General features: G+C 68.7%; 27 protein-coding genes. 18 read left to right on the top strand and 9 right to left on the bottom strand.

All coding sequences use genetic code 11. The features are described 5' to 3' along the window. The first annotated feature begins 34 nt into the window (after window positions 1-34). Both DYI37_RS08505 and DYI37_RS08500 read left to right on the top strand, forming a co-directional pair. Window positions 35-2188 (top strand): HAD-IIB family hydrolase, encoded by a 2154-nt coding sequence (locus tag DYI37_RS08505; RefSeq protein WP_116682769.1) that lies wholly within the window; start codon window positions 35-37, stop codon window positions 2186-2188. After that, window positions 2185-3045, top strand: a complete 861-nt coding sequence (locus DYI37_RS08500; protein WP_116682768.1) for a glycosyltransferase family 2 protein — start codon at window positions 2185-2187, stop codon at window positions 3043-3045. The genes DYI37_RS08505 and DYI37_RS08500 overlap by 4 nt, the downstream gene beginning before the upstream one ends. A 9-nt stretch (window positions 3046-3054) precedes the next feature. On the opposite strand, the gene DYI37_RS08495 is transcribed toward DYI37_RS08500, so the two are convergent. Both DYI37_RS08495 and DYI37_RS08490 read right to left on the bottom strand, forming a co-directional pair. Further along, window positions 3055-4149: a glycosyltransferase gene (locus DYI37_RS08495; protein ID WP_116682988.1), complete on the bottom strand. Its 1095-nt coding sequence runs from the start codon at window positions 4147-4149 to the stop codon at window positions 3055-3057. 242 nt (window positions 4150-4391) lie between these two features. Next, window positions 4392-5009 carry a glycosyltransferase family 29 protein gene (locus DYI37_RS08490; RefSeq protein ID WP_116682767.1) on the bottom strand — a complete coding sequence of 206 codons (618 nt, stop codon included), beginning with the start codon at window positions 5007-5009 and terminating at the stop codon, window positions 4392-4394. Between the two features lie 103 nt (window positions 5010-5112). Here DYI37_RS08490 and DYI37_RS08485 point away from each other — a divergent pair, with 103 nt between their 5' ends. After that, window positions 5113-5826 carry an NAD-dependent deacylase gene (locus DYI37_RS08485; RefSeq protein WP_116682987.1) on the top strand — a complete coding sequence of 238 codons (714 nt, stop codon included), beginning with the start codon at window positions 5113-5115 and terminating at the stop codon, window positions 5824-5826. Here DYI37_RS08485 and DYI37_RS08480 read toward each other — a convergent pair. From DYI37_RS08480 to pdxH, 3 genes are all read right to left on the bottom strand, one after another. Next, a complete protein-coding gene (locus DYI37_RS08480) occupies window positions 5809-6438 on the bottom strand; it encodes a TIGR04282 family arsenosugar biosynthesis glycosyltransferase (protein WP_116682766.1) in 630 nt (209 codons plus the stop codon). The genes DYI37_RS08485 and DYI37_RS08480 overlap by 18 nt on opposite strands. Further along, entirely contained in the window at window positions 6435-7100 is a 666-nt protein-coding gene (locus DYI37_RS08475) for a TIGR04283 family arsenosugar biosynthesis glycosyltransferase (protein ID WP_116682765.1), read from the bottom strand. The genes DYI37_RS08480 and DYI37_RS08475 overlap by 4 nt, the downstream gene beginning before the upstream one ends. 99 nt (window positions 7101-7199) lie before the next feature. After that, window positions 7200-7859 carry a pyridoxamine 5'-phosphate oxidase gene (gene pdxH, locus DYI37_RS08470; protein WP_116682764.1) on the bottom strand — a complete coding sequence of 220 codons (660 nt, stop codon included), beginning with the start codon at window positions 7857-7859 and terminating at the stop codon, window positions 7200-7202. Window positions 7860-8116: 257 nt separating this feature from the next. Here pdxH and DYI37_RS08465 point away from each other — a divergent pair, with 257 nt between their 5' ends. From DYI37_RS08465 to DYI37_RS08455, 3 genes are all read left to right on the top strand, one after another. Further along, complete coding sequence (locus DYI37_RS08465) at window positions 8117-9124, top strand: DnaJ C-terminal domain-containing protein (protein ID WP_116682763.1); 1008 nt, start codon at window positions 8117-8119, stop codon at window positions 9122-9124. Between the two features lie 183 nt (window positions 9125-9307). Next, entirely contained in the window at window positions 9308-10129 is an 822-nt protein-coding gene (gene fabI / locus DYI37_RS08460; RefSeq protein ID WP_116682762.1) for an enoyl-ACP reductase FabI, read from the top strand. A 154-nt stretch (window positions 10130-10283) separates the two neighbouring features. Then, the gene (locus DYI37_RS08455; protein WP_116682761.1) at window positions 10284-10877 is read left to right on the top strand and encodes a histidine phosphatase family protein; all 594 of its coding nucleotides are present in this window, start codon (window positions 10284-10286) and stop codon (window positions 10875-10877) included. Between the two features lie 155 nt (window positions 10878-11032). Here the strand turns inward: DYI37_RS08455 and DYI37_RS08450 are convergent, their stop codons facing one another. Next, the gene (locus tag DYI37_RS08450; protein WP_116682986.1) at window positions 11033-11284 is read right to left on the bottom strand and encodes a DUF1344 domain-containing protein; all 252 of its coding nucleotides are present in this window, start codon (window positions 11282-11284) and stop codon (window positions 11033-11035) included. Window positions 11285-11536: 252 nt separating this feature from the next. Between DYI37_RS08450 and aroC the strand changes: the two genes are divergently transcribed. The 5 genes from aroC to modC all read left to right on the top strand — a co-directional run bounded on the left by aroC (window position 11537) and on the right by modC (window position 15834). Beyond that, window positions 11537-12640, top strand: coding sequence for a chorismate synthase (aroC, locus tag DYI37_RS08445; RefSeq protein ID WP_116682760.1), 1104 nt, complete (start codon window positions 11537-11539; stop codon window positions 12638-12640). A gap of 156 nt (window positions 12641-12796) precedes the next feature. Next, on the top strand, window positions 12797-13174 hold the full coding sequence (locus DYI37_RS08440) for a winged helix-turn-helix domain-containing protein (protein ID WP_116682759.1): 378 nt from the start codon (window positions 12797-12799) through the stop codon (window positions 13172-13174). Window positions 13175-13249: 75 nt separating this feature from the next. Next, window positions 13250-14038: a molybdate ABC transporter substrate-binding protein gene (gene modA, locus DYI37_RS08435; protein WP_116682985.1), complete on the top strand. Its 789-nt coding sequence runs from the start codon at window positions 13250-13252 to the stop codon at window positions 14036-14038. A gap of 3 nt (window positions 14039-14041) precedes the next feature. After that, window positions 14042-14737 carry a molybdate ABC transporter permease subunit gene (gene modB, locus DYI37_RS08430; RefSeq protein ID WP_116682758.1) on the top strand — a complete coding sequence of 232 codons (696 nt, stop codon included), beginning with the start codon at window positions 14042-14044 and terminating at the stop codon, window positions 14735-14737. Continuing rightward, window positions 14737-15834, top strand: a complete 1098-nt coding sequence (gene modC, locus DYI37_RS08425) for a molybdenum ABC transporter ATP-binding protein (RefSeq protein ID WP_116682757.1) — start codon at window positions 14737-14739, stop codon at window positions 15832-15834. Before modB ends, modC begins: the two co-directional genes overlap by 1 nt. Here modC and DYI37_RS08420 read toward each other — a convergent pair. Further along, window positions 15765-17057: a GGDEF domain-containing protein gene (locus tag DYI37_RS08420; RefSeq protein ID WP_116682756.1), complete on the bottom strand. Its 1293-nt coding sequence runs from the start codon at window positions 17055-17057 to the stop codon at window positions 15765-15767. The two genes, modC and DYI37_RS08420, sit on opposite strands and share 70 nt — an antisense overlap. Further along, entirely contained in the window at window positions 17057-17614 is a 558-nt protein-coding gene (locus tag DYI37_RS08415; protein ID WP_147307899.1) for a putative pterin-binding protein, read from the bottom strand. The genes DYI37_RS08420 and DYI37_RS08415 overlap by 1 nt, the downstream gene beginning before the upstream one ends. 288 nt (window positions 17615-17902) lie before the next feature. Here DYI37_RS08415 and DYI37_RS08410 point away from each other — a divergent pair, with 288 nt between their 5' ends. The 7 genes from DYI37_RS08410 to DYI37_RS08380 all read left to right on the top strand — a co-directional run bounded on the left by DYI37_RS08410 (window position 17903) and on the right by DYI37_RS08380 (window position 24635). Continuing rightward, a complete protein-coding gene (locus DYI37_RS08410) occupies window positions 17903-18832 on the top strand; it encodes a histone deacetylase family protein (protein ID WP_116682754.1) in 930 nt (309 codons plus the stop codon). Between the two features lie 52 nt (window positions 18833-18884). Next, entirely contained in the window at window positions 18885-19157 is a 273-nt protein-coding gene (locus tag DYI37_RS08405) for an exodeoxyribonuclease VII small subunit (RefSeq protein WP_116682753.1), read from the top strand. A 202-nt stretch (window positions 19158-19359) separates the two neighbouring features. Next, window positions 19360-21279 (top strand): 1-deoxy-D-xylulose-5-phosphate synthase, encoded by a 1920-nt coding sequence (dxs, locus tag DYI37_RS08400; protein WP_116682752.1) that lies wholly within the window; start codon window positions 19360-19362, stop codon window positions 21277-21279. After that, window positions 21276-21722: a DUF1284 domain-containing protein gene (locus tag DYI37_RS08395; protein WP_116682751.1), complete on the top strand. Its 447-nt coding sequence runs from the start codon at window positions 21276-21278 to the stop codon at window positions 21720-21722. The genes dxs and DYI37_RS08395 overlap by 4 nt, the downstream gene beginning before the upstream one ends. Window positions 21723-21913: 191 nt before the next feature. Then, window positions 21914-22714 carry a TlyA family RNA methyltransferase gene (locus DYI37_RS08390; RefSeq protein WP_116682750.1) on the top strand — a complete coding sequence of 267 codons (801 nt, stop codon included), beginning with the start codon at window positions 21914-21916 and terminating at the stop codon, window positions 22712-22714. Further along, window positions 22711-23949: a class I SAM-dependent RNA methyltransferase gene (locus DYI37_RS08385; protein ID WP_116682749.1), complete on the top strand. Its 1239-nt coding sequence runs from the start codon at window positions 22711-22713 to the stop codon at window positions 23947-23949. The genes DYI37_RS08390 and DYI37_RS08385 overlap by 4 nt, the downstream gene beginning before the upstream one ends. Further along, a complete protein-coding gene (locus DYI37_RS08380; RefSeq protein WP_116682748.1) occupies window positions 23946-24635 on the top strand; it encodes a DedA family protein in 690 nt (229 codons plus the stop codon). Before DYI37_RS08385 ends, DYI37_RS08380 begins: the two co-directional genes overlap by 4 nt. A gap of 34 nt (window positions 24636-24669) precedes the next feature. On the opposite strand, the gene trmD is transcribed toward DYI37_RS08380, so the two are convergent. Next, window positions 24670-25356, bottom strand: coding sequence for a tRNA (guanosine(37)-N1)-methyltransferase TrmD (trmD, locus tag DYI37_RS08375; protein WP_116682747.1), 687 nt, complete (start codon window positions 25354-25356; stop codon window positions 24670-24672). Between the last annotated feature and the right edge of the window lie 40 nt (window positions 25357-25396).

Raw genomic sequence — 25396 nt, 5'->3', positions numbered from 1 at the left:
TTTCGTCAGTCAGTCATAGAATCGGAGACGTGCCTTGTTCGTCGTACACGTCGCGCTTCAGGGATGCCTGAAGGCCAGGGATGTCCAATACGGTCTGACGCCGGATACCGGCGGTCATATCAAATATCTCCTGGAACTGGTCGAGGCCCAGGAGCGCGACCCCGCGATCGATCGGATCGTCATCGCCACGCGCGGCTTTCAGAGCGATCTCGGCGATGTCTACCGGGCGGGCTTCGAGAGGGTGAGTTCGAAGGTCTCGATCCTGCGTCTTGAAAGCGCACGGCCCGGCTATCTCGCCAAGGAGGACCTTCACACCGAGACGGCGAGCTATGCCGAGGCGCTCGCCGCCTGGCTCGAACTCCAGGACGCGCGGCCCGCCTATCTCCACGCCCATTACGCGGATGCGGCGACGGTGGCCGCGCGGGTGCGCGAGGCGATGGGCATTCCCTTCGTCTTCACCGCCCATTCGCTGGGCCGGGTGAAGATGGCGACGCTCGCGGGCAGCGCGATCAGCGAGGCGGAGCGCGCGAGCCTCATGGGGCGGATCGCCATCGAGGACGAGGCCTTCGCGAAAGCCGATCTCGTGATCGCCTCCTCGCGCGACGAGGCGGAACTCCAGTATGCCGACTTCGCCAGCTACGATCCCGGCAAGATCCGCATCGTCGAGCCGGGCAGCAATCTTGCGGCCTATCGCGACGCGGTCTGCGAGGACGAGGTGCGCGCCGAGCTCTCCCGCTTCCTGCGCGATCCCGAAAAGCCCGTCGTCCTCGCCATCGCCCGGCCGGTGCAGAAGAAGAACCTGCCCATGCTGGTCGAGGCCTTCGGCGCCGATCCCTGGCTGCGCGAGAACGCCAATCTGGTGATTCTCGCCGGCACGCGCGAGGCGATCTGCGATCTGGAGGGCGAGACGGCCGGCGAGATGCGGCGCATTCTGGAGGCGATCGACACGCACGATCTCTATGGCTGCGTCGCGATCCCGAAGACCCACCGGCCGATGGACGTGCCCTCGGTCTATGCGTTCGCGCGCGAGCGCGGCGGGCTGTTCGTCAATCCGGCACTCAACGAGCCCTTCGGGCTGACGCTTCTGGAGGCGGCCGCGAGCGGCCTGCCGATCGTTGCGACCGACAGCGGCGGGCCGAACGACATCGTCGAATACTGCCGCAACGGACGGCTCGTCGATCCGCGCGCGCCCGAGGCGATCGCGGCGGCCTGCCGGGCGATCCTCGCCGACCCCGCGCTCCATGCCGAATACGCCGCGAACGGGGCGAAGGCGGTGGCGGCCTATGACTGGCGCCGGCATGCCGAACGCTGCCGGATGCTCACCGAACGGCTGACGAAGCAGCCGGTCGGGCAGCCGGTCGGGCAGGCGAGCGGGCGGGCCGCGCAGCGCCATGCCGGATCGCGGGCGGGCCGGCGCAAGGCCGAGGCGCGCCAGCTCCTCGTCTGCGACATCGACAACACGCTGACCGGCTGCGAGAGCTGCATCAAGACCTTTTCGCGCTGGCATTCGCAGGAGAGCGGGCTCGACTTCTCCGTCGCCACCGGCCGTTCCTTCCATTCCGCCCTCTCGATCCTCGAAAAGCAGCACGCGCCCTATCCGCGCCTCATCGTCTCCTCGGTCGGCACCGAGATCCACTGGCTGACCGCGAACGGCATCACCTACGAGCGGGACGAGGACTGGAGCCGGCATATCGAGGAGGGCTGGCGGCGGGCGGAGATCGCCGAGGTGCTGGCGGGCGTTCCGGGGATCGTGCCCCAGGCGCCGCTGGAGCAGCGACGGTTCAAGCTGAGCTTCCTCACCGGCGGCGAGCCGGGCCTCGTGGAGACGATCCGCGCCCGGCTTCAAGCGCGCCACCTGTCGGCCTCCGTCATCCACAGTCACGGGCGCTATCTCGACATCCTGCCGGTGCGCGCCTCCAAGGGCGCGGCGATCACCTATCTGAAGCGGGTGCTGGGCCTCGGCGACGACGCGATCTTCGTGGCCGGCGACAGCGGCAACGATATCGAGATGCTGCGCGCGGTGCCCCAGTCGATCATCGTCGCCAACTATTCCGATGCGCTGGCGGCGCGCTCCGATCTCGCCCATTCCTATGTCTCGCGCGAGAGCTACGCCCTCGGCATCATCGAGGGCGTGCGCCACTTCAGGGGCCGGGCGGCGGCCGGAGCCCTGGCGCAGACCCTTCGATGATCAGCACGCTGACGCTGACGCGCAACCGCCGGGCCCATCTCGTGAACCTGATGGAGAGCCTTGCCCTCCAGACGGTGAAGCCGGACGAGCTGGTCGTCGCCTGCATGCAAGCGACGGTCGAGCCGGACCTGCCGGAGATCGGCATTCCGGTGCGCCAGATCCGCGTTCCCGGCGAGGCGCTGCCGCTCGCCGAGGCTCGCAACCGGGCGGCGGGTGAGGCGCGGGGCAGCGATCTCGTCTTCCTCGACGTGGACTGCATCGCCTCCCCCGGCCTCGTCGAGCGCTATACGGAGGCTCTGAAGGCCGCGCGCGGCCTGTTCCTCGGGGAGGTCCTCTATCTGCCGGAGGGGGCGGTGCGCCTGCCGCTCGATTTCGGCGCGCTGGATGCGGCCGGCATCGCGCACCCCTCCAAGCCCGCAATGCCCGAGACGGGCATTCGCGAGGAACCCGAAACCGGCGAGTTCTGGGGGCTGTCCTTCGCGATCCGCAAGAGCGTCTGGGCCGAACTCGGCGGCATGGACGAGGCCTTCACCGGCTATGGCGGCGAGGAGACCGATCTCGCCGCCCGGCTGGATGGCGCGGGCGTTCCCCTCTACTGGACCGCCGGCGCGCGGGCCTATCACCAGCACCATGCGGTGCACGTGCCCCCGCTTCACCATTTCGGCGCGATCCTTTCCAATGCGACCCGCTTTCACGAGAAGCACGGGCGCTGGTGCATGGACTACTGGCTCGGCCAGTTCGCGGGCGCAGGTCTCATCGAATGGACGCCGGGGGCGGACCGCATCCGCCTGAAGCGCGAGCCTCGCCCCGAGGAGATCGCGGCCACGCGGCAGCCGGGCACGGTGCGGTTCAGCTGACCGGCCGGCTCAGGCCCACAGATCGTCGGTAAGGCGCTCCAGCCAGCCGGCGGCCTTGGCGGCCGCGGCCGGATCGTAGAGCGGGACGATCGCCGTGAGGTCGAGGCGCCGCGCCTCCTCCATCATCGCCCGCCAGCCGGCGAGATCGGCCGGCCAGCCCGGGGCGTGGACGGCGGCGCCGAGCTTCGCCATCGCCTCGGCCTTGCGGGCCTGCTCGCCGAAATAGCGCCATTCGGGAATGACCACGAAGGGCCGGCCGACGCGGGCGATCTCGGTGACCGTGTTGTCGCCGGCGGACGCGATGACGATGTCGGCGGCGGCCAGATGATCGGTGACGTTCGCGACCCAGCCGAGCTCCTTCAGATTGGAGAAGTTGGTCTCGTGGCCCTCCTTGAGAGTCGGGCCGAGCACCAGCCATTCGGCATCCGGCAAGGCCCGCGCGCCGACGGTGAGGGGCGCGTAAGGGGTGCCCGCCCCGCCGCCGCCGGTGAGGACGACGACGATCTCGCGCACCGGATCGAGCCCGAGGCGGGCCCGCGCTTCTTCACGGGACGGAACCGCGTCGCGGGTCGTGCAGAGGCCCCCGGAATAGAAGGTCTTGGCGCGCAGATGGGCCGGATAGTCCCCCTGTTCGAGGCTTTCGTCGAAGGGCGCGAGCATGCCGACGCTCGATTCGTAGGAGCCGAGATGGCCGGCATCGGACCGGTCGCCATGCATGCGGATCTGGGCCGCCGGCACGGAGGCGATGCGCGACAGGAGCGCGATCTCGGAGGAGACGTCCACCACGAAGAGCCCGGTGCCCCGGTCGTCCAGATGGTCGAGAATGGCGCGCATGGTGGCGCGCATCTCGGCAAGGCCGAGGGGCACGCAGTGGAGCGAGGACGGCGTCGGCTCGGCATAGAGGCGCGGCGTCGGCACCGCCGCGCCGATCATGTTGGGCAGGGCGACGAGCTCGATCTCGCGGGAAAAGCCGTCGAAGAGATGGGGCCCCGCCGTCAGTACCGAGACGGGACGGGACTTCGAGAAGGCTTCGACGAGGGCCATGGTACGGTTGGCATGGCCGCGCCCCTGATGGTGGACGAAGAAGGCGATCGGCTTCGTCATCGCGCGTCTCCCCGACATGCGAAAGGAGTTCTGTGCAAGCGGGAATCGTCGTTCGTCATCGGTCCATCATGTCGGCGGGCATCGTCTCGGGCGGGCATCGGTGATCGGCGCGGCGCGCCGGGGGCCCCGAGAGGGAACGGGGCCGCGTCAGGGCCACAGATAGGCCAGCACCGGTGCGGGGTCGGACGGAGTTTGCCTAGCCGGCAAAGCGGCAGGCTCCATGATGTCGCGAAGCCCCCGTCTCAGGCGATCGGATGGAGCCGGATGCGACCTTTCGCCTCGAAGTCCTCGAAGATCGCCCGTTCGCGGGACCAGCGATGGCCGGACCAGCCTTCGAAGCCGAAGCCGAGGACGTCGATCGGACCGGCATAGCGCTCCAGCGCCCAGAGGAGCGTGAGAAGACCGGTCGAGGGCGCGTCCATGCCCCGTTCGGGCCGCTCGTAGCCGATGAGGCGGCAGGCCTTGAGGAAGATCGCGGCGGGCATGACGGCGACCGGCCTGCCGGCCGCCTCCAGCGCATGGACCGCCTCGGCCGCGTAGTTGCGCGCATCCGGCGCCGTGCGTTCGTCCTGCGACAGGGGCGGGTCGGCGAGATCGTCCTTGCCGGGATGGATCGGCAGAAGGATCTCGCCCGCCGTCCGGACCAAGAGGCGGTCCGCAAAGCCCGGCTCGTCCAGCCATTCACGCATCTGGCCGCCGCAATTGACGAGGACGAGATGGGTGGTGCGGGCGCCGTTGACGCCCGAAAAGCCGAAAGCGTTGTTGATGCGGATCACCACCTCGCCCGCATCGACGAAAGCCGCCCGATCGAGGGCTGTCGGCGCATTGCCGACGAGGCGGACGGAGGGGGACGGGGTCATCGCGGGTTCCGGCACCGGTTCCTTGGGGGCTTCGACCTGACAGGGCGCGCCGAGGCTCTAGATTGCGTGCCGACAGCCGATGCCAAGCCCGTTGGAGCCGATCATGCCCCTGCCCCGCTCCATCTTCGTTCTCACCGGTGCCGGCATCTCGGCCGAATCCGGCGTCGAGACCTTTCGCGACACGAACGGCCCCTGGTCGAAGGTCCGCCTCGAGGACGTCGCGACGCCCGAGGCCTTCCGACGCGACCCCGACGGGGTGCAGGCCTTCTACAATGCCCGGCGCGAAGGGCTTCGCCGGGTGAGTGCCAATCCCGCGCACGAGGCCCTGGCGAAGCTGGAGCGGGCGTTTGCGGGCACCCTCACCCTCGTCACCCAGAATATCGACGACCTGCACGAGCGGGGCGGGTCCTCGGCGGTGATCCATATGCATGGCGAGCTGAAAAAGGCCATCTGCGCCGCCTGTGGCTTCCGGCGCGCCCAGGACGGCGACATAAGGGTGGAGGAGGCCTGCCCCGCCTGTTCGCGCACCGGAACCATGCGCCCGGACGTCGTCTGGTTCGGCGAGATGCCCCATCACCTCGACGCGATCTTCGAGCGGCTCGAAGCGGCCGATCTCTTCGTCTCGATCGGCACCAGCGGGGCGGTCTATCCGGCCGCCGGCTTCGTGGCCCATGCGAAGAACGCCGGCATCCGCACGCTGGAGCTCAATCTGGAGCCCTCCGACGGCAGCTGGCAGTTCGACGAAGCGCGGCACGGGACCGCAAGCCGGCTCGTGCCGGCCTTCGTGGACGAGATCCTCTCAGGCCGTTTCGCCTGACGCCGGAAGCCGTCCGGCCGCGCGGTGCCGTTCGAGGGAGGCGAGATCGTCGAGATCTTCCAGAGTCTCGATAAGTGCGAAGCCGTCCCCGAGCAGGCGGGCCGTCACCTCGGCGAGCACCCGGTCCGTCGACCATTCCACGCCCGCAAAGAGATCCGGCGGTGGCCGATCGCGTGCGCCGACCATATAGAAGCCGCCGTCGAGGGCCGGACCGAAGACCATGGGTTTCACGTGAAGCGCGCCGAATGCCCGTTCCACGTGCGCCTTCCCGATCCCCGGAATATCGCTGCCGACGAGGACGACGGGCGCCTCAGGGACGGCCTGTGCGAGCGGCCGCATCATCCGGACGCCGAGATCGCCGCCCCCTTGCGCGATGCGGTCCGGGCCCTCCGGCCAGAGATCGCCGGCCTTTGCCGAACCATCGGGCGTGACGGCGAGAACCGTGCGCCAGCGCGGGTCGGCGAGTTCGCGAACGGTGCGCCGCAGACAATGCCGGTAGAGGGCGAGCGCTTGCGCCTCGCCGATCCCGGCCGCGAGCCGGGTCTTCACCGTTCCAAGGACCGGTGCCTTGGCGAAGACGACGAGGGTCGGGCGGGAAGGATCGAGCGTCATCGCGATTTCAGCCGGCCGTAGACGGCGGCGAGCCGGGCGGGGTGTGCGCCGCACCAATAGGCGAGGCGGAGGGCCCACATGGTCGCGATCGTGCGCAAGGGGCCGTTCGCCTCCCAGCGCCGGCCCGATGTCGAGACGCGCGCGGCAAGGCAGGCGGGGCGCGACAGGCGGCGCAACCGCTTGGACAGGGCGACATCCTCCATCAAGGGAATGTCCGGAAAGCCCCCTTCCGCCTCGAAGGCGCGGCGGGCGACGAAGATCGCCTGATCGCCGGTCGAGACACCCGTGAGGCGCGACCGGCGGTTCATCATCGCGGCAACGAGCCTCAGGATCGGCGGCTCGCCCTCGATCGTCACGTCGAAGCGACCCCAGTCGGCGCCGTCGTCGAGGGCGGCGAGAACGAGGCGTCCGGCATCCTCGGGCAGCCGCGTATCGGCGTGGAGAAAGAGGAGCGCGGTGCCTGCGGCAGAGGCCGCGCCGTCGTTCATCTGGCGGGCGCGGCCCCGGCGGGCCGCGATCACCCGGTCGGCGATCCCGGCCGCGATGGCGGCGGTCGCATCCGTGCTGCCGCCATCGGCAACGAGGATCTCGGCGCCGGGAGCAGCCCGGCGGGCGCTTTCGATCGCGGCGGTGATGCCGGACGCCTCATCGAGGACCGGCATGACGATGGAAAGCCGGGGGGTCGAGGTCTCCCCTTCGAAGCTTAGGCGCGCGTCCGCTTCCGCCGGGTGCGGGCTGGTGGAAAGGCTCGCCACGACGGCTCAGGGAAAGAGGCGGGTCACGATCCAGGGCGTGCCCGGCCCGGCCCGCTCGTAGAGCGCCCGGTCGTGCAGCCGGTATTCGCCGTTCTGCCAGAACTCGATCGCCTGGGGAACCAAGCGGAAGCCGGACCAGTGGGGCGGGCGCGGGATCGCCTCGCCCTCGTAGCGTGCATCCACCTCGGCGACCCGCGCCTCAAGCGCCTCGCGGCTTTGAAGCGGGCGCGACTGCTCCGAGGCACAGGCGCCGATGCGGCTGCCGCGCGGGCGCGAGGCGTAATAGGCGTCGGCCTCCTCGTCGTCGACGATCTCCACCGGCCCGCGCACCCGCACCTGCCGGCGCACGGACTTCCAGTGAAAGGCCATGGCCGCGCGCATGGAGGCGAGAAGCTGCTGGCCCTTGGTGCCCTCGAAATTGGTGTAGAAGACGAAGCCGCGCTCGTCGAAGCCCTTGAGGAGGACGATCCGCACATCGGGTTGGCCGTCCGGAAAGACGGTCGCAAGCGAGAGCGCGTTGGGATCGTTGGGTTCGGAGCGGGAGGCGGCCTCGAACCAGTCGGAGAACAGGGCGAAGGGATCGTCCGGCACGCTCTCGCCGCCGAGGCGCACATCGCCGCGCCGTTCGGTTCCGATGCCGTCCTGTCCGGATGCCGTCCTGTCCATCGCCCGCCCTTCTCCATTCCTTGCCGCAAGACGGTCCCGCTCGCCCGACGGTCCCGCTCGAAAGACATAAGGCGGAGGCGACCGGTTCTCAAAGCTGACCGGTTCTGAAAGCTTCTCTGTTCTGAAACCTTACGGGTCCGGCACCGCCTCTTTCAATGGCGGCGCGGAGGCTCCATATATCCGGTTTTGAACGTGATGCGCTCTCAAGGGAGCCTTCGACGACCCGTTCTCGCCCATGCATAAGGAAGACAAGCGCGATGCGCGATCCCTACTCGGTCCTCGGTGTTTCGAAATCGGCGAGTGAAAAGGAGATCAAGTCCGCTTTCCGCAAGCTCGCCAAGCAGTATCATCCCGACGCCCATCCGAACGACAAGACGGCGGCGGCACGGTTCAACGAGGCGAACCAGGCCTACGAGATCCTCGGCGACAAGGAGAAGCGCGGCCAGTTCGACCGGGGCGAGATCGACGGCGAGGGCAAGCCGAAATTCCAGGGCTTCGGCGGCTCGGGCGGCTTCGGCGGCGGCGCAGGCCCGTTCGGCTCCAGAGCACGGCCGGGCGGCGGCGGTGCGGGCGCGGGCGGCTTCGACTTCTCCTCCTCGCGAGGGGCGGGCTCCCAGTTCGACGCCGAATCGATCTTCTCGGACTTCTTCTCCTCCGCCTTCGGCGGCGCCGGCGCGCGCCGGCCGGGCGCGGCACCGGGCGCAGGACCTGCCGGCGGCGGCTTCTCGGCCGCCCGCGAGGCCTCGCGCAAGGGCGGCGATATCGAGGCCTCCCTCTCGATCACCCTCGAGGACATCGTCTCCGACAAGCGCATCGAGGTGGAGTTCTCCTCCGGCAAGAAGCTCGCGATCAAGCTGCCCGAGGGGGTGGAGGACGGCCAGACCATCCGCCTTCGCGGCCAGGGCCAGCCCGCGCCCGGCCCCTCGGGCCAAGCCGGCGACGCGCTGGTGCGCATCAAGCTCCTGCCGCACGAGCGCTTCCGGGTGGACGGCCGCGATCTTCGCGCCGACGTCTCCGTGCCCCTGAAGACCGCCGTCACCGGCGGCAAGGTGGCGGTGGAGACGCTGGAGGGCCGGGTCAATCTCACCATTCCCGCCTGGACCGATTCCGGCCGCACCTTCCGCCTGAAGGGCAAGGGGCTGACCACCAAGATCGGCACGCGCAACGATCTTCTCGTGACGACCCGCATCGCCCTGCCCGATGCCAAGGACCCCTTGCGCGAGGTTCTGGCCCGCGAACTCGCCCGGGAGGCCGCTGCGGACTGAGGCGCGGACGCCGCAAGGGAAGCGGGATGTCACGCCGTTGACGTCAATTTTCCGTCGAGGTTGCAACACAAGGTGTTCGCGGCGCGGCCCGGCCATTCTTGAAGGCCCGGCGGCGCTATGTCATACCGCACGCTTACGACGAACGAGAACCGCGGTCCCGGGGCCGCGGCAAGGAGTGGCAGCATGACCCAGATGACCGGCCTCATGAAGGGAAAACGAGGCCTCATCATGGGCGTCGCCAACAATCGGTCGATCGCCTACGGCATCGCCAAGGCCCTTGCCGAGCAGGGCGCCGAGATCGCGCTGACCTATCAGGGCGACGCCCTGAAGAAGCGCGTGGCGCCGATCGCCGAGGAGCTGGGCGCCCATCTCGCCGGCCATTGCGACGTGGCCGACGATGCCAGCGTCGACGCGGTGTTCGATCATCTCTCCGAGAAATGGGGCGGCATCGACTTCTTCGTCCACGCCGTCGCCTATTCCAACAAGAACGAGCTCACCGGTCGCTACGTGCTGACGACCCGCGAGAACTTCCTGCGCACGATGGATATCTCGGTCTATTCGTTCACCTCCGTCGCGGCCCGGGCCCAGCGCCTGATGAAGGACGGCGGCTCGATGCTGACGCTGACCTATTACGGTGCCGAGAAGGTGATGCCCCACTATAACGTGATGGGCGTCGCCAAGGCCGCGCTCGAGGCCTCCGTGCGCTATCTGGCGGTCGATCTCGGCAACCAGAACATCCGCGTCAACGCCATCTCGGCCGGCCCGATCAAGACGCTGGCCGCCTCCGGCATCGGCGATTTCCGCTATATCCTGAAATGGAACGAGTACAACGCGCCGCTGAAGCGCACCGTGACGACGGACGAGGTGGGCCAGTCGGCCCTCTATCTTCTCTCCGACATGGCGCGCGGCGTGACCGGCGAGGTCCATCACGTGGATTCGGGCTACCACACGGTGGGCATGAAGGCCGTCGACGCGCCGGACATCGCCGTCGTCAAGGACGAATAGTCCGCTCCGCCGGCTTCGAGCGCAAGGCGACACGTCCGGGTCGGCCTTTCGCGCGGAGCCGTTATCGTGCCGCGCGATGGTGTCCGAGGCGTCTTCCGACGGTCCGGCATCGTGCTTCGAAGGCCCGCCCCGCACTATCGAGACAGGTCCCATCATGGTCGTGGACGACATCTTCTTCTGCCGTCACGGCCAGACGGATTACAATGCCGAAGGCCGGCTGCAGGGCCGGCGCGACATTCCTCTGAACGCGCTCGGGCGCTTCCAGGCCAAGCGCAACGGCACCTATCTGCGCCGGCTTCTGGGCGAACGGGCGGGCGAGTTCCGCTTCGTCGCCTCGCCCCTGTCGCGGGCGCAGGAGACCATGCGCATCCTGCGCCGCGAACTCGGTCTTCCCGAAGACGGGTTCGAAACCGACGAGCGTCTCGTCGAGGTCTCCTATGGCGACTGGGAAGGCTCGACCCTCGAAGAGGTCGCGGCGCGCGACGCTCAGGCGATCGCCGCGCGCGAGGCGGACAAGTGGAACTATCGCTGCCCCGGCGCAACTTCGGAATCCTATGGCGATCTTCTCGCCCGGATCGAGCCGCTTCTGGCCGAACTCGAAGCCCGGACCATTCTCGTCTCCCATGGCGGCGTCAGCCGCGCGGTGCTGAGAAGCGCCGGCAAGGTGGGCGAATGGGACGCGGCGATGACCATCATCCCCCAGGACCGGCTTCTGGTGTTTCGCGAGGACGGCCCGCACTGGCTGTGAGCCGCCCCCTTTCGTGCCCCCCCGTTTCGTGAAAGCCCGGAGGGACGTGCGATCGGTCCGGGTCGGCCGTTCGCTGAGACCCCTCGCTCTGCCGCACGACGTGTTCGCAGACGTCATGCGGCTTTTCGAAATCATGCTCGAAACTTCGGCCGCCCTCAGGCCGTGAACGGATAGACGTTCTGTCCCTGGGAGAGATGGTAGATCACGTGGACCGGCATGCCGGGGCTGACGGCGGCGTAGTCGAAGTTTTTCGGCAGGTCGTAGACCTGCCCGTCCGAGAGCTGGAGCTGCTCGGACTCCTCGTTCACCTCGATGACCACGCCGTCCGCCTCGACGGCGCTTGCCGGAATGCTCATGGCGACCGACAGGAAGGAACTTGCGAAGAAAGCGACGATGCGTCGTGACATGGAACCGGCCTCGTTCTGATGATGGGCCCGGGTCGACATCCCGGCGGAGACCGGCCGCATCGACCCCCCTCCCGCCGGGCCTCTCCCCAGGCGCTGCTTGTCCGTCAGTAGTCGTTCCGATTATGGCAATTCCGCGCACGGGCGCCTAAGAAAATGCCCGTGCCGTTTGACGGTGCCGGACCGCCTGCCTTAGACCCCATCGAAAGGGTGGGCCGAAGCCCTGTCCCACAAGGTTTTCAGGTTTCGTTCACCATGTCGCACAACACGTTCGGACACCTCTTCCGCGTCACCACCTGGGGCGAGAGCCACGGGCCCGCCATCGGCGCCGTGATCGACGGCTGCCCTCCCGGCCTGCGCTTCACGCTTCGCGATCTCCAAGACCAGCTCGACCGGCGCCGGCCCGGCTCCTCGCGATTCGTGACCCAGCGGCGCGAGCCCGACGAGGTCCGGGTGCTGTCGGGGGTCCTGCCGGCCGAGGACGATCCCGAGGTCATGGTCGCGACCGGAACGCCGATCGCGCTCCAGATCGAGAATGTCGACCAGCGCTCCAAGGATTACGGCGAGATCGCCCGCCAGTACCGGCCGGGCCATGCCGACTACGCCTATGACGTGAAATACGGGCTTCGCGACCATCGCGGCGGTGGCCGGTCCTCGGCCCGCGAGACGGCGATGCGGGTGGCGGCCGGCGCGCTCGCCGCCAAGGTGGTGCCGGGCCTGAAGGTGCGCGGGGCGATCGTTAAGATCGGCGAGAAGTCGATCGACCGGGCGAACTGGGACTGGTCGGTGGTGGACCGGGAGGACAATCCCTTCTTCACGCCGGACGCCGCCTCGATTCCCGTCTTCGAGACCTATCTCGACGCCGTGCGCATGGAGCATGACAGCGTCGGCGCGGTGATCGAGGTGATCGCCGAGAACGTTCCGGCCGGGCTCGGCGCGCCGCTCTACGGCAAGCTCGATGCCGAGATCGCCGCCGGGCTGATGTCGATCAATGCGGTCAAGGGCGTCGAGATCGGCGACGGGTTCGCCGCCGCGGCCCTCAAGGGCACCGAGAACGCCGACGAGATGCGCATGGGCGAGGATGGCAGGCCGGTCTTTGCCGCCAACCACGCCGGCGGCGTCCTCGGCGGCATTTCCACCGGCGCGCCGATCGTCGCGCGCTTCGCGGTCAAGCCCACCTCCTCCATTCTCACCCCCCGCCGCTCGATCGACCGGGACGGGCGGGAGGTGGACGTCGTCACCAAGGGCCGGCACGACCCGTGCGTCGGCATCCGGGCGGTGCCGATCGGCGAGGCGATGGTCGCCTGTGCGATCGCCGACCACTACTTGCGCCATCGCGGCCAGACCGGCCGGATCTGACCGGAGCGGGAGGAGCGGGAGAAGCGGCACCTGCGGAAGGCGCGGCGAGGCCGTCGCTTCGTTATGTTCGTCTCGACATTTCGAGGCGGATGAGACCCTGGGGCACGATCCTCCCGAACGCTGTACGAAGGCGGCTTCGGCTGACATAGGTTTCCCATGACCCCATCATCCGAGACCGAACCGGCCGCCAGCCTTCGCATCCGCATCCTCTTCGGCGAGGCCGCGATGCTCGGCCCCGGCAAGGCCGATCTCCTGGAGCGGATCGGCGAGACGGGCTCGATCTCGGCCGCCGGACGGGCCATGGGCATGAGCTACAAGCGCGCCTGGCTTCTGGTGGAAGAGATGAACCAGGCCTTCCGCGAGCCGCTCGTCGCCTCCTCGCGCGGTGGACGCAAGGGCGGCGGGGCGAGCCTGACGGCGAGCGGAGAGACGGTGCTTGCCCATTACCGCAAGCTGGAGGAGATCATGGCCGAAGCGGGCGCCGCGCGGATCGCGGCACTGCAATCCATGCTGCGGGAGAAAGACGGATCGTGAGGGATTGATTGTCCGCGACGCCGCGCGATATGTTCGCCGGACTACAACACTCTCCGAGCGGAACCCGACCAGATGATGCCTCGATTTTCCTTCCGGACGGCTGCCCCGATCGCGGCCCTTCTCGCAATCGGCCTCGCCATCGGCGTTCCCCGCGCGACCGGCGCCGAGGAAATCACGGTCTTCGCCGCAGCCAGCCTCACCAATGCGATGGCCGATATCGAGGCGCGCTACGAGGCGACGACCGGCGACGCGGTCACGGTCTCGCTCGCCGGCTCCTCGGCTCTCGCGCGCCAGATCATCGAAGGCGCGCCGGCCGACATCTTCATCTCCGCCAATTCCGAATGGATGGACGAGGTGGAGAGGGTGGGCCTCGTGGAAGAGGGCACGCGGGTCGACCTCCTGCGCAACGAGCTCGTCCTCATCGCCCACGGTCTGCGGGCCCCGGCGGTCGAGATCGGTCCCGACATGGATCTCGCCGCGCTTCTCGGAGACGGAAAGCTCGCAATGGCGCTGACCAACGCCGTGCCCGCCGGCATCTACGGCAAGGAGGCGCTCGAGAGCCTCGGCCAGTGGAGCGCGGTCGAGGACAAGGTCGTCCAGTCCGACAATGTGCGCACGGCGCTGAGGCTGGTCGCCGCCGGCGAGGCTCCCTACGGCATCGTCTATGCCAGCGATGCGCGCGCCGAGCCGGACGTGACCGTGGTCGGCACCTTTCCCGAGGACAGCCACCAGCCGATCATCTATCCGGCGGCCGGCCTGAAGGGCGAGGACCGTCCCGCCGTGGACCGGTTCCTCGAATTCCTGAAGGGCCCCGAGGCGAAGGCGGCCTTCGAACGGCAGGGATTTCAGACCCTTGCGGAGTAGGATGTGACGGACTGGCTCGGCCCGGAGGAATGGCAGGCCGTCGCGCTCTCCCTGAAGGTCTCGTTCTGGGCGACGCTCGCCAGCCTGCCGGCCGGCATCCTGACGGCGTTCGCGCTGGCGCGCTGGCGCTTTCCCGGCCGCGAGCTCCTCAACGGCCTCGTTCATCTGCCGCTGGTCCTGCCGCCGGTGGTGACGGGCTATCTCCTGCTTCTCACCTTCGGGCGCAACGGCGCCCTCGGCGCCCCGCTCGCCGAACTCGGCATCGTCTTCGCCTTCCGCTGGACCGGGGCAGCTCTCGCCGCCGCGATCATGGGCTTTCCCCTGATGGTGCGCGCCATCCGCCTGTCCATCGAGGCGATCGACGTGAAGCTCGAACAGGCGGGCGCGACCCTCGGGGCCTCCCGCCCCTTCGTCTTCCTGACCCTCACCCTTCCGCTGATGCTGCCCGGCATCCTCGCCGGCACGATCCTCGCCTTCGCCAAGGCCATGGGTGAATTCGGCGCGACGATCACCTTCGTGTCGAACATACCGGGCGAGACCCGCACGATCCCGACCGCGATCTACGCCTTCCTCCAGGTGCCGGGCGGGGAGAGCGCGGCCATGAAGCTGGTTCTCGTCTCGGTCGCGATCTCCATGCTCGCCGTCCTCCTCTCGGAGGCGATCGGCCGGCGGATCGCCTCGCGCATCGAGGGCGTGTGATGCTGGAGGTGGCGCTCTCCCATACCTTCGCCGGCTTCGCGCTCGATGCCGAATTCACGGCCCCCGGCGGCATCACGGTGCTGTTCGGGCGATCGGGCTCCGGCAAGTCGACGATCGTCAACGCGCTCGCGGGCCTCCTCACCCCGCAAGCCGGCCGCATTCGCCTCGACGACCGGGTGCTTCTCGATACCGCGCGCGGCATCGACCTGCCGCCCCATCGCCGCCGGCTCGGCGCGATCTTCCAGGATTCGCGCCTGTTTCCCCATCTGACGGTGAGCCAGAATCTGGCCTATGGCGCCTTCTTCGCGCCGAAGGACGCGGCGCGCGAAAGCCGGGACAAGGTGGTCGAGATGCTCGGCATCGGCCATCTCCTGAAGCGAAGGCCGAGCGCGCTGTCGGGCGGCGAGAAGCAGCGGGTGGCGATCGGCCGGGCGCTGCTCGCCGCCCCGCGCCTGATCCTCGCCGACGAGCCCCTCGCCTCCCTCGACGAGGAGCGCAAGGCCGAGATCCTGCCCTATTTCGAGCGGCTGCGCGACGAGGTATCGGTGCCGATCCTCTATGTCAGCCATTCGGCCTCGGAGGTGGCGCGGCTCGCGACCACGATCGTCGTCGTCAAGGACGGGCGGATCGTGCGAAAAGGACGGGCCGAGGAGGTTCTGTCCGATCCGGCCGTTCTGCCGGCGGGCGTGCGCGAGGCCGGCGCGATCCTCGGCGCGCGGGTTCTTCGCCATGCCGAGGACGGGCTGACGGAGGTGGATGCCGGCGGGACCGTCCTGTTCATCGAGCGGATCGACCGGCCGGTGGGCGCCCCGCTGCGAATGCGCATCCATGCGAGCGACGTGATCCTCACGCGCGAGGCGCCGAGCGGGCTCTCCTCCCTCAACATGCTTCACGGCACGATCGAGGAGGTGCGGGCGGGCGAGGGCGCGGACGCGATGGTCGCGCTCTCCACCGGGGGCGGACGGCTCCTCGCCCGCCTCACCCGGCGCTCCGTCGCAAGCCTCGATCTCGCCCCCGGCGTCGCGGTCTACGCGATCGTCAAATCGGTCTCGGTCGCCCCCGGCGACATCGCGCCGGGGGCGACCGAGGAGCCGTGAGAGCGCGCGCTTCGGCGCGGCGCATCCGCAGCACTCGACCTTGAGACAATGGCGCGAAGGAGCGAGAGGAGCCTGCCACGGGCCGGGGCGGGGGCGCGATAGGAGGGCATGACGGCGTCCGCCCGCATCTCTCCTGATGCCGACGCCTCGACGCAGCGGCGGTTCTTTTCGCCATACATGGCCATGTCCGCCCTGCCGATCAGCGCATCGATGCCCTGCGGCCCGTCCCATGCCCCTTCGGCGATCCCGATGCTGAGGCCGACGCCGCTGAACCCGTGGCGCCGCGTCTCCAGAAGGAAGCCCCGCTCGATCCCGGCGCAGCCGGCATCGAGCCGCGCGCGGGCTTCCGGTCCGAAGGCGACGATGAGGAACTCGTCGCCGCCGAGGCGCAGCGTCAGATCGCAACCGCTCGCCTCGCGCCGCAGGACATCGGCGATGAGGCGCAGGAGATCGTCCCCCGTCGCATGGCCCCAACGATCGTTCACCTGCTTGAAGCGATCGACGTCGATCACCGCGACCGCGGTGCTGGCGGACGCCGCCGGCAGATAAGCGGGGTTCTTCAGATGGAGGCGATTGCCGAGGCCGGTGAGCGAATCGGTCTCGGCAGCCCTGGCGAAGCGCGCCCGCTCGGCGATGACGAGGGCGACGAGCACCAGCCCCACGAAGACGAGATGGACGAGAAGCAGGTTCAGCATGGCGATGTCGTGCTGGAGCCGCTCCTGCGCCCGCTCGACGAGACCGGCCTGCCGCGTATTGGCGAGCGCGCCGAGCCCTGTGAAGGCGCGTGCATCGGCCGAGAGCCGCTCGCTCGCCGCGAGCGCCTCCGCCTCGCTCAAGGGATCGGCCAGGAACCGGGCGGTCGCCTTGAGGCTCTCGGAGAGGTCGCGCTTGGCCTTCTCAGCCTCCGGAAAGACGATCCCCCCGACAGAGCTCGGAACCGTCGTCAGGCGTCCTGCCAGAATCGCGAGTTGCAGCCGGGCCTCGTCCTCACCGCCGTCGCCAAGGCGGCTTTGCAGGAGGGCCGCCTGAAGCTTGATGATCTCGACCTGGGTGCGGGTATAGGCGAACTCCATGTTGTAGCCGGAGATCGCGATCACCTGGGTCTGGCTCGCCTGGATCCGCTGGCTCATGGCGATGGCAAGGCCCGCGAAGAGGCAGGTGAAGACGATCAGCAGCCGGGTGAGCCCCCCGATGCCGGTCAGATGCCTGACGAGGCGGCCCATCAGGAAATCGTGATCCGCGTGATCTGCCAGATGCAACGGCCGAACCGGCTGCGATCGGCGATCTCGGGCCTTTCCTCGAAGGGGAACATGACGAAGGCCGGGCCCTTGGCCGAGACCGGCAGGAAGTCGCCGTCCTGGCGAATCACGAGAACCGCGCCGTCGGCCACGAGTTCGGCGATGGGTGCCGTGACGATGAAACCGTCGATCGCCTCGATGGAAATCTCGTCCGCGGCATCCTTTTGCGTGAAACTGGAGACGAAACGGGCGAGCGAGGGGCCCTCGAGATGGTGGACCTCGGGGCTCCAGGGCATGTGCGTCGTCAGCACGGTCTGCTCGAGGCCGGCGAGATCTTCGCGGCTGACGGTGCGCACCGGGCCGGACGGGCCGGCGATCGCGATGACGGGTGCGTCCGGCTTGTCCATCGGCAGGCGCGCGAGATCGGTGAGGTCGTCCCCTCCGCCCGCCGCCCGCGCCGTCCGGCTGCCGGGCGCGAGAAGCCCCGCCGTGCCGGCCAGTATCGCCGCGACGAGAAGGTCGCGCCTATTGAAATGTCCCATGCCCATCTCCCTTCCCGGTCGTTCCCGCCTGTCCCAAGCGAGGATCGCGAGGACGGAGCGGGCGTTCCCGGACGTCGGACAGCCGAGCTCGGGACGGGCGCCAGCCGGCGCGCAGACCCATAGTGAAGACGACACGTGCACATAGCGTTACCATTGATGGAAGGTTACCCGCACAGCTTGCGGGAACCCTACCCGAGCGGACGGGCCTATGCGCGCGGGGCCGCTGCGCCAGGTTGTCCGGGGACGGTCCAAATTGTCATTCCATCCGGACCGGGTTAGAGCTTTTCCATGCTGACGCGCTATTACCATCACCCGATCTTCGTCGAACACCTGACGGGCCCCGGCCATCCGGAGCGGCCCGAACGGCTCGTCGCAATCGAGCGGATCCTCGAAGACGAGATGTTCCAGATCCTCGACCGGGAGGAAGCCCCCGAGGGGGCGCTGGAGGCGATCACCCGCTGCCATCCCCAGGATTACGCGCAGGCCGTGGCCAAGGCGATTCCCGAGGAGGGCATGGCGCGCATCGACGGCGACACGATCATCAGCCCGAAGAGCTTCACCGCAGCTCTCCATGCGGTGGGCGCCGCGACGGCTGCGGTCGACGCCGTCGTCTCGGGCGAGATCCGCAACGCCTTCATCGCCGCCCGTCCGCCCGGCCACCACGCCGAGAAGACCACGGCCATGGGCTTCTGCCTGTTCAACACGGCCGCGATCGCCGCCCGGCACGCCCAGGCCGTCCACGGTCTCGAACGGGTGGCGATCGTCGACTGGGACGTCCATCACGGCAACGGCACCCAGGACATCTTCTGGACCGATCCGAGCGTTCTCTACTGCTCCAGCCACCAGATGCCGCTCTATCCCGGCACCGGCGCCAAGGACGAGACCGGCGAGGGCGGCAACATCGTCAACGCGCCGCTGTCTGCGGGCGACGGGAGCGAGAAGTTCAAGCAAGCCTTCGAGAGCCGCATCCTGCCGGCGATCGACGCCTTCCGACCCGATCTCCTCATCATCTCGGCCGGCTTCGACGCCCATTACCGCGACCCCCTCGCCAATCTCCAGCTGACCGAGGCCGATTTCGACTGGGCGACGGGAAAACTGATGGACGCTGCCGGGCGCCATTCCAGCGACCGTCTCGTCAGCATTCTGGAGGGCGGCTACGACCTGCAGGGCCTCGCCGTCTCGGTGAAGGCCCATGTGAAGCGCCTTCTCGAGGGCTGAGACCCGAACGTTTCCTCGCGACGCGCGAACAGACCGAAAGACGAAGACCTTCATGGCCGACGCCCCGACCGACGACATCCCCGCCGACGATTCCGACATCAAGCGCATGAGCTTCGAGGAGGCGATGGCCTCGCTGGAGCGAATCGTCTCGGATCTGGAGCGCGGCGACGTGCCGCTCGACCGCTCGATCCGCATCTACGAACGCGGCGAGAAGCTGAAGAATCACTGCGACCGCCTGTTGTCGGCCGCCGAGGACAAGGTCGAGAAGATCAAGCTCAACCGCGCCGGCAAGCCGGTCGGCACCGAGCCGCTGGACGGAGCCTGATCGGCACGACCCATTCCCGGTTCCGACGCTTTCAAGCGATACCGTCTCGGGCGCCAAGGCCTTTTCCCGTCATGCGATTTGACGACGCGGTGTCTTTGCGAAACGCTTGAATGGAATCGTTCAAACCCGATCTAAGGCGAACATGCCGGCCCAGAACGGGTACGCAACGCCCGAACCGACGAAGAGAAGAGGTCTCCGCCCCGTGTCCCGTTCCCTGAATACGCCTCTCCTCGACCAGATCGACAAGCCGGAGGATCTGCGCCGATTCAAGGAGAAGGATCTCAGGCAGATCGCCGACGAGGTCAGGGCCGATCTCATCGACGCCGTCTCCCAGACCGGGGGGCATCTGGGCGCGGGCCTCGGCGTCGTCGAGCTCACCGTCGCGCTCCACTACGTCTTCAACACCCCGGACGACCGGCTGATCTGGGACGTCTCGCATCAGGCCTATCCGCACAAGATCCTGACCGAGCGGCGCGCGCGCATGCGCACCATCCGCCAGGAAGGCGGGCTTTCGGGCTTTGCCAAGCGCACCGAGAGCCCCTACGACCCGTTCGGCGCCGGCCACTCCTCCACCTCGATCTCGGCCGGGCTCGGAATGGCGGTGGCCCGCGACCTGTCGGGCGGCGATAACAACGTGATCGCGGTGATCGGCGACGGCGCGATGAGCGCCGGCATGGCCTATGAGGCGATGAACAATGCCGGCGCGCTCGACGCGCGGCTGATCGTCATCCTCAACGACAACGACATGTCGATCGCCCCGCCGACCGGGGCGATGAGCCACTATCTCGCCCGTCTCGTCTCCGGCAAGACCTACCGGACCCTGCGCAACCGGGCCCGCGATCTCACCCACAAGCTGCCGGAATTCTTCCGCGAGGGCGCGCGCAAGACCGAGGAATACACCCGCGGCTTCTTCACCGGCGGCACCCTCTTCGAGGAGCTGGGCTTCTACTATATCGGCCCGATCGACGGGCACGATCTCGACGCCCTGGTGCCGATCCTGAAGAATGTGCGCGATGCCGGCCACGGGCCGATCCTCGTCCATGTGGTGACCAAGAAGGGCAAGGGCTACGAGCCGGCCGAGAACTCCGCCGACAAGTATCACGGCGTCTCCAAGTTCGACGTGATCACCGGCGCCCAGTCGAAATCCAAGGGCAACGCGCCGAGCTACACCTCGGTCTTCGCCTCCAGCCTCGTGGAGGAGGCGAGGCACGACGACAAGATCGTCGCCGTCAACGCCGCGATGCCCGCCGGCACCGGGCTCGACAAATTCGCCGAACTCTATCCGACCCGCAGCTTCGACGTGGGCATCGCCGAGCAGCACGCCGTCACCTTCTGCGCGGGACTGGCAACGGAAGGCTACAAGCCCTTCGCCACGATCTATTCCACCTTCCTGCAGCGGGCCTACGACCAGATCGTCCACGACGTGGCGATCCAGAAGCTGCCGGTCCGCTTCGCCATCGACCGGGCGGGCTTCGTCGGCGCCGACGGGGCGACCCATGCCGGCTCTTTCGACACGGCCTTCCTCTCGCCGCTGCCCGGCTTCGTGGTGATGGCGGCGGCCGACGAGGCGGAGCTGCGCCACATGGTGCGCACCGCCGTCGCCTATGACGAGGGCCCGATCTCCTTCCGCTATCCGCGCGGCAACGGCACCGGCGTCGACATGCCCGAGCGCGGCTCGGTGCTGGAGATCGGCAAGGGCCGCCTCGTGAAGGAAGGCTCCAAGGTCGCGATCCTCTCCTTCGGCACGCGCCTTGCCGACGCCATGCTCGCAGCCGAGGAACTCGACGGTTTCGGCCTGTCGACGAGCGTCGCCGACGCCCGCTTCGCAAAGCCGCTCGACACCGAGCTGATCGATCGGCTGGCTCGCAATCACGAGGTTCTGGTGACCGTCGAGGAAGGCTCCTCGGGCGGTTTCGCGGCCCAGGTTCTCCAGCATCTGGCGACCACCGGCATTCTCGACAGCGGCCTGAAGATCCGCCCGGTCGTCATGCCCGATCTCTTCGTCGACCATGGCGTTCCCGACGCGATGAACGCGGCCGCCGGTCTCGACCGGGCCGGCATCGTCTCCACCGTCTTCCGGGCGCTCGGCCGGGAAGCGGACGCGGCGGCGCGGCGCGCTTGACGGTCCGGCTGCGCGGCCACCACCTGCTCTGCATGCTCACCTATGTGGGCCGGGGCTACAGCGCGGCCTTCACTCGGAACTATGACGCGATCGCCGCGCGCATCGGTGCGGGCGAGGCGATCGAGATCGTGCCCGGGCCGGACGATATCTGCGCGCCGGTTCTTGGCGCGGCGGGGACCCACTGCTTCAACGAAAGCGTCGCCGAGCGCGACCGGCTCGCCCTTCGCGATCTGAGCGAAGCCTTCGGTCCGGGCTTTGCGGTCGGCTCGATCCTGCGCCTCGACGAACGGCGGATCGCCGCCTTCCGCAGGCAGTTCGCGGCCGGGACCACGCGCTCGGCTTGCCTCGACTGCGAGTGGAGCGATCTGTGCGACCGGGTCTCGGGCGAGGATTTCGCCGGGGCCCGCCTCACGCCGCCGGGGCCGGACGCCGCCCGGGCCTGAGGACCGCACCGGCCCGGCGCTGCCCGCACCCTTCGCGCCAGGATCCGCGCGATGTCCGGGGGCGATCGACACGCTCGCGGTTCGCTCCTTTCAGGCCTTTGCGGGGCGAAGATGCGACCGGCATGCGCCATCGCCGCGACGATCGGCGCCGGGCGGCTTGCCATTTTCTCCAATGCCGCCCAAGACGAGCCATGGCCATGACCGAAGACGATGCACGCATGCGGCTCGACGCCCTGATGACGGAACGCGGGATCGTACAGACCCGGGCGCGGGCGCGCGATGCGATCCTGCGCGGACATGTGCTCGTGGACGGCGCCGTGACGAAGAAGCCGGGCCTGCGCGTCGAGGCCGATTGCCGGATCGACCTCACCGATCCCGCCGCGTCCTATGTCTCGCGCGCGGCCCTGAAACTGATCGCCGGGCTCGACGCCTTCGATATCGAGGCCGAGGATCGTCTCTGCCTCGATATCGGGGCCTCCACCGGCGGGTTCAGCCAGGTTCTCCTCGAACGCGGGGCGGCAAGGGTCGTCGCCTTCGACGTCGGCCACGACCAGATGCACGCCTCGCTTCTTGGCGAGGAGCGGCTGACGAATGTCGAGGGGCTGAACGCGCGCGACCTGACCTCGGAGGACCTGGACGGCATGGTGCCGGAGCTTCTCGTCGCCGATGTGAGCTTCATCTCCCTGCGCCTCGCTCTGCCGCCCGCGCTCGATCTTGCGGCGGGCGGCGCGCGCGGCCTCTTCCTCATCAAGCCCCAGTTCGAGGCCGGCAGGGAGGCGATCGGCAAAGGCGGGCTCCTGAAGGACCCGGCGAGCGCCGAGGCCGTGGCGAAGAGCCTTGGCGAATGGCTCGCCGAACAGCCGGGCTGGCGGGTGGACGGCATGATCCCCTCCCCCATCTCCGGCGGCGACGGCAACCGCGAATTCATCCTGGCGGCGACGAAGGCCGGCCCGGACGCGGGGACTAGCCCGAACGCAGAGGACGGCGCATGAGCCGGACCCTCACCATCGAACGGCTCGGCGCCCAGGGCGACGGCGTGGCCGAGGACGCGGGCGGGCCGCTCTACGTGCCCTTCACCCTGCCGGGCGAGAGGGTTCGCGCCGATATCCTGAAAGGCGAGAAGCGCGGCGCGCCGATCGAGATCATCGAGGCCTCGCCGGAGCGCGTCGAACCCGACTGCCCCCATTTCGGCACCTGCGGCGGCTGCGAATTGCAGCATGCCTCCCCCGCCTTCTATGCCGAATACAAACGCGCGATCGTGGCCGAGGCGCTGTCGCGCCAAGGCATCGAGACGGACGTCAAGCCGCTCGTCCCTTGCGCGCCCGGCACGCGCCGCCGCGTGGTGCTGACGGCAGTGCGCGGCGACAGGACGCCTGTCCTCGGCTTCCACGAGGCCCATTCGGACCGCGTCGTTGCGATCGGCCCCTGCCCGGTCGCCATGCCCGGCATCGTCGCGGCCCTTCCCGCGCTCGAAAAGCTCGCCGCCATGCTGCTCGACCGCAAGGCACCCCTGAAGCTGACGGTCACCCAGACCGCCTCGGGCCTCGATGTCGCCGCGAGTGATGCGGCCAAGCTCAACGAGGAGCGCCGCCGTCAGGCTGTCGCCCATGCGCTCGCCTCGAACTTCGCCCGGCTCGCGGTCGATGGCGAGATCCTGATGAAGGCGCGCCAGCCCCACGTCTTCTTCGGCAAGGTGGCCGTGGCGCCGCCGGCCGGCGGCTTCCTCCAGGCGGTGACCGCCGCCGAGGACGCGATGGCCGCCCTTGTCGCGGGCCATCTCGCCAAATCCAAGCGGATCGCCGATCTCTTCTCGGGCTCGGGCGCCTTCGCCCTGCGGCTTGCGGCCCGCGCACGGGTGCATGCGGTGGAGGCGGAGGCGGGCGCGCTCGCCGCACTCGACGAGGGCTTCCGCATGGCCGAGGGGCTGAAGCCGGTGACGAGCGAGCGGCGCGATCTCTACCGCCGGCCGATGACGGTGAAGGAGCTGAAGGCCTATGACGGCGTGGTCTTCGACCCGCCGCGCGCCGGCGCCGAGGCGGTGTCGCAGGCGCTCGCCGCCTCACCCGTCAAGCGCGTGGCGGCCGTCTCCTGCAATCCGCAGACGCTCGCCCGGGACCTGCGCATTCTTCTGGACGGCGGCTACAGGCTCGTCTCGGTGACGCCGATCGACCAGTTCCTCTGGTCCCATCACGTGGAGGCCGTCGCGCTTCTGGAGCGCGGGCGGTGACGGAGTTCATCGAACAGTACGGCTACGGGTTCATCCTGATCGTCGTGCTGCTGGAATCCCTCGCCCTTCCGCTGCCCGGCGAAAGCTTGCTGGTCGCGGCCGGGATGCTGTCGAGCAATGGAGAGCTGAACCTCCTCCTCGTCCTCGGCGCTGCCTTTTTCGGATCGATCATCGGCGACAATATCGGCTATCTCATCGGCCGCAGATACGGCCGCGCGGTGGTGGTGCGCTGGGGCGGCAAAGTGGGCTTCGGCGAGGACAAGCTCGCAATGGTGGAGGACCGCTTCCAGCATTACGGCTTCATGATCGTCCTCGTCGCCCGCTTCGTCTTCATCCTGAGGCAGCTGAACGGGTTCGTGGCCGGCATGATGCGGATGAACTGGCTGCAGTTCCTGCTCTACAACTCGATCTCCGCGGCCCTGTGGACAGGCGCCTACGGCATCTCGGCCTATTATTTCGGCGAGGCGCTGAAGCATTTCCTCGACGAGCAGTCGACCATCGCGATCCTGGCGATCTCCGGCACGATCTGCGCGATCGGCATGTTCGGCACCTATCGGGTGCTGTTTTCCGGCGGGCCGGCGTCGAAGGACGGGGAGAGGGACGCTTCGGGCGAGGACGCGAAGGACGAGGCCTCGCTAAACGGGACGGCCGACAGGTCCCCGTCCTCATCCTCATCCTCGTCCTGACATTCGCTTCGTCTGGCGGCGGTCCTGCAGACTGTCAGTCTTTGCCTAGAAGATCCGGCCGGCGCGCGCGGGTGAGGCGTTCGGCCTCTTGCCGGCGCCAGCGCTCCACGGCCCCGTGATCGCCGGAGGTGAGGACGGCGGGGATGGTGCGGCCCTCCCATTCGGGCGGGCGGGTGTAGTGGGGATGTTCGAGGAGCCCGTTCTCGAAGCTCTCATGGGTGCCGGACTGCTGGTTGCCCATGACCCCCGGCAGGAGCCGGATCACCGCATCGAGAAGGACGAGGGCGGCGGTTTCACCGCCCGACAGCACGTAGTCGCCGATGCTCACCTCGCGAAGGCCGCGCCCCTCGATGACCCGCTCGTCGACACCCTCGAAGCGGCCGCAGAGAATGAGAGCCCCCTCGCCCGCCGCAAGCTCGCGCACGAGATCCTGGGTGAGCGGCCGGCCGCGCGGGCTCATCATCAGCTTCGGCCGCGTATCGCCCTTCGGGCACGCCGCATCGATCGCATCGGCGACGACGTCGGCGCGCATCACCATGCCGGCACCGCCGCCTGCGGGCGTGTCGTCCACCATGCGGTGCCGGCCACGGCCGAACTCGCGGATCTGGCGAATATCGAGCGACCAATCGCCGCGCTCGAGCGCCCGGCCTGCGAGGGAATGGCCGAGGGGGCCGGGAAACATCTCGGGATAAAGGGAGAGGACGGTCGCGCGGAAGGTCATGGACCTGCCCCTACACCATCCGATCCCTGACCGGTACCGG

Origin of the sequence: Fulvimarina endophytica (assembly GCF_003403015.1) — a bacterium.
In the GTDB taxonomy this organism is placed as follows: Bacteria; Pseudomonadota; Alphaproteobacteria; order Rhizobiales; family Rhizobiaceae; genus Fulvimarina; species Fulvimarina endophytica.
The sequence above is the reverse complement of the archived record's forward strand: the minus strand, read 5'-3'. Positions and strand labels throughout refer to the sequence as shown.

Coding starts and splice junctions, on each gene's coding strand:
- pdxH (WP_116682764.1), bottom strand. CDS start 7,859: ATGGACAGGACGGCATCCGGACAGGACGGCATCGGAACCGAACGGCGC.
- DYI37_RS08485 (WP_116682987.1), top strand. CDS start 5,113: ATGCCCCTGCCCCGCTCCATCTTCGTTCTCACCGGTGCCGGCATCTCG.
- DYI37_RS08420 (WP_116682756.1), bottom strand. CDS start 17,057: ATGGGCCGCCTCGTCAGGCATCTGACCGGCATCGGGGGGCTCACCCGG.
- DYI37_RS08390 (WP_116682750.1), top strand. CDS start 21,914: ATGGCCATGACCGAAGACGATGCACGCATGCGGCTCGACGCCCTGATG.
- DYI37_RS08405 (WP_116682753.1), top strand. CDS start 18,885: ATGGCCGACGCCCCGACCGACGACATCCCCGCCGACGATTCCGACATC.
- DYI37_RS08410 (WP_116682754.1), top strand. CDS start 17,903: ATGCTGACGCGCTATTACCATCACCCGATCTTCGTCGAACACCTGACG.
- DYI37_RS08495 (WP_116682988.1), bottom strand. CDS start 4,149: ATGACGAAGCCGATCGCCTTCTTCGTCCACCATCAGGGGCGCGGCCAT.
- DYI37_RS08450 (WP_116682986.1), bottom strand. CDS start 11,284: ATGTCACGACGCATCGTCGCTTTCTTCGCAAGTTCCTTCCTGTCGGTC.
- trmD (WP_116682747.1), bottom strand. CDS start 25,356: ATGACCTTCCGCGCGACCGTCCTCTCCCTTTATCCCGAGATGTTTCCC.
- DYI37_RS08415 (WP_147307899.1), bottom strand. CDS start 17,614: ATGGGACATTTCAATAGGCGCGACCTTCTCGTCGCGGCGATACTGGCC.
- DYI37_RS08440 (WP_116682759.1), top strand. CDS start 12,797: ATGACCCCATCATCCGAGACCGAACCGGCCGCCAGCCTTCGCATCCGC.
- DYI37_RS08385 (WP_116682749.1), top strand. CDS start 22,711: ATGAGCCGGACCCTCACCATCGAACGGCTCGGCGCCCAGGGCGACGGC.
- DYI37_RS08480 (WP_116682766.1), bottom strand. CDS start 6,438: ATGACGCTCGATCCTTCCCGCCCGACCCTCGTCGTCTTCGCCAAGGCA.
- fabI (WP_116682762.1), top strand. CDS start 9,308: ATGACCCAGATGACCGGCCTCATGAAGGGAAAACGAGGCCTCATCATG.
- modC (WP_116682757.1), top strand. CDS start 14,737: ATGCTGGAGGTGGCGCTCTCCCATACCTTCGCCGGCTTCGCGCTCGAT.
- DYI37_RS08475 (WP_116682765.1), bottom strand. CDS start 7,100: ATGCCGGTCCTCGATGAGGCGTCCGGCATCACCGCCGCGATCGAAAGC.
- DYI37_RS08500 (WP_116682768.1), top strand. CDS start 2,185: ATGATCAGCACGCTGACGCTGACGCGCAACCGCCGGGCCCATCTCGTG.
- DYI37_RS08465 (WP_116682763.1), top strand. CDS start 8,117: ATGCGCGATCCCTACTCGGTCCTCGGTGTTTCGAAATCGGCGAGTGAA.
- DYI37_RS08490 (WP_116682767.1), bottom strand. CDS start 5,009: ATGACCCCGTCCCCCTCCGTCCGCCTCGTCGGCAATGCGCCGACAGCC.
- aroC (WP_116682760.1), top strand. CDS start 11,537: ATGTCGCACAACACGTTCGGACACCTCTTCCGCGTCACCACCTGGGGC.
- modA (WP_116682985.1), top strand. CDS start 13,250: ATGCCTCGATTTTCCTTCCGGACGGCTGCCCCGATCGCGGCCCTTCTC.
- DYI37_RS08455 (WP_116682761.1), top strand. CDS start 10,284: ATGGTCGTGGACGACATCTTCTTCTGCCGTCACGGCCAGACGGATTAC.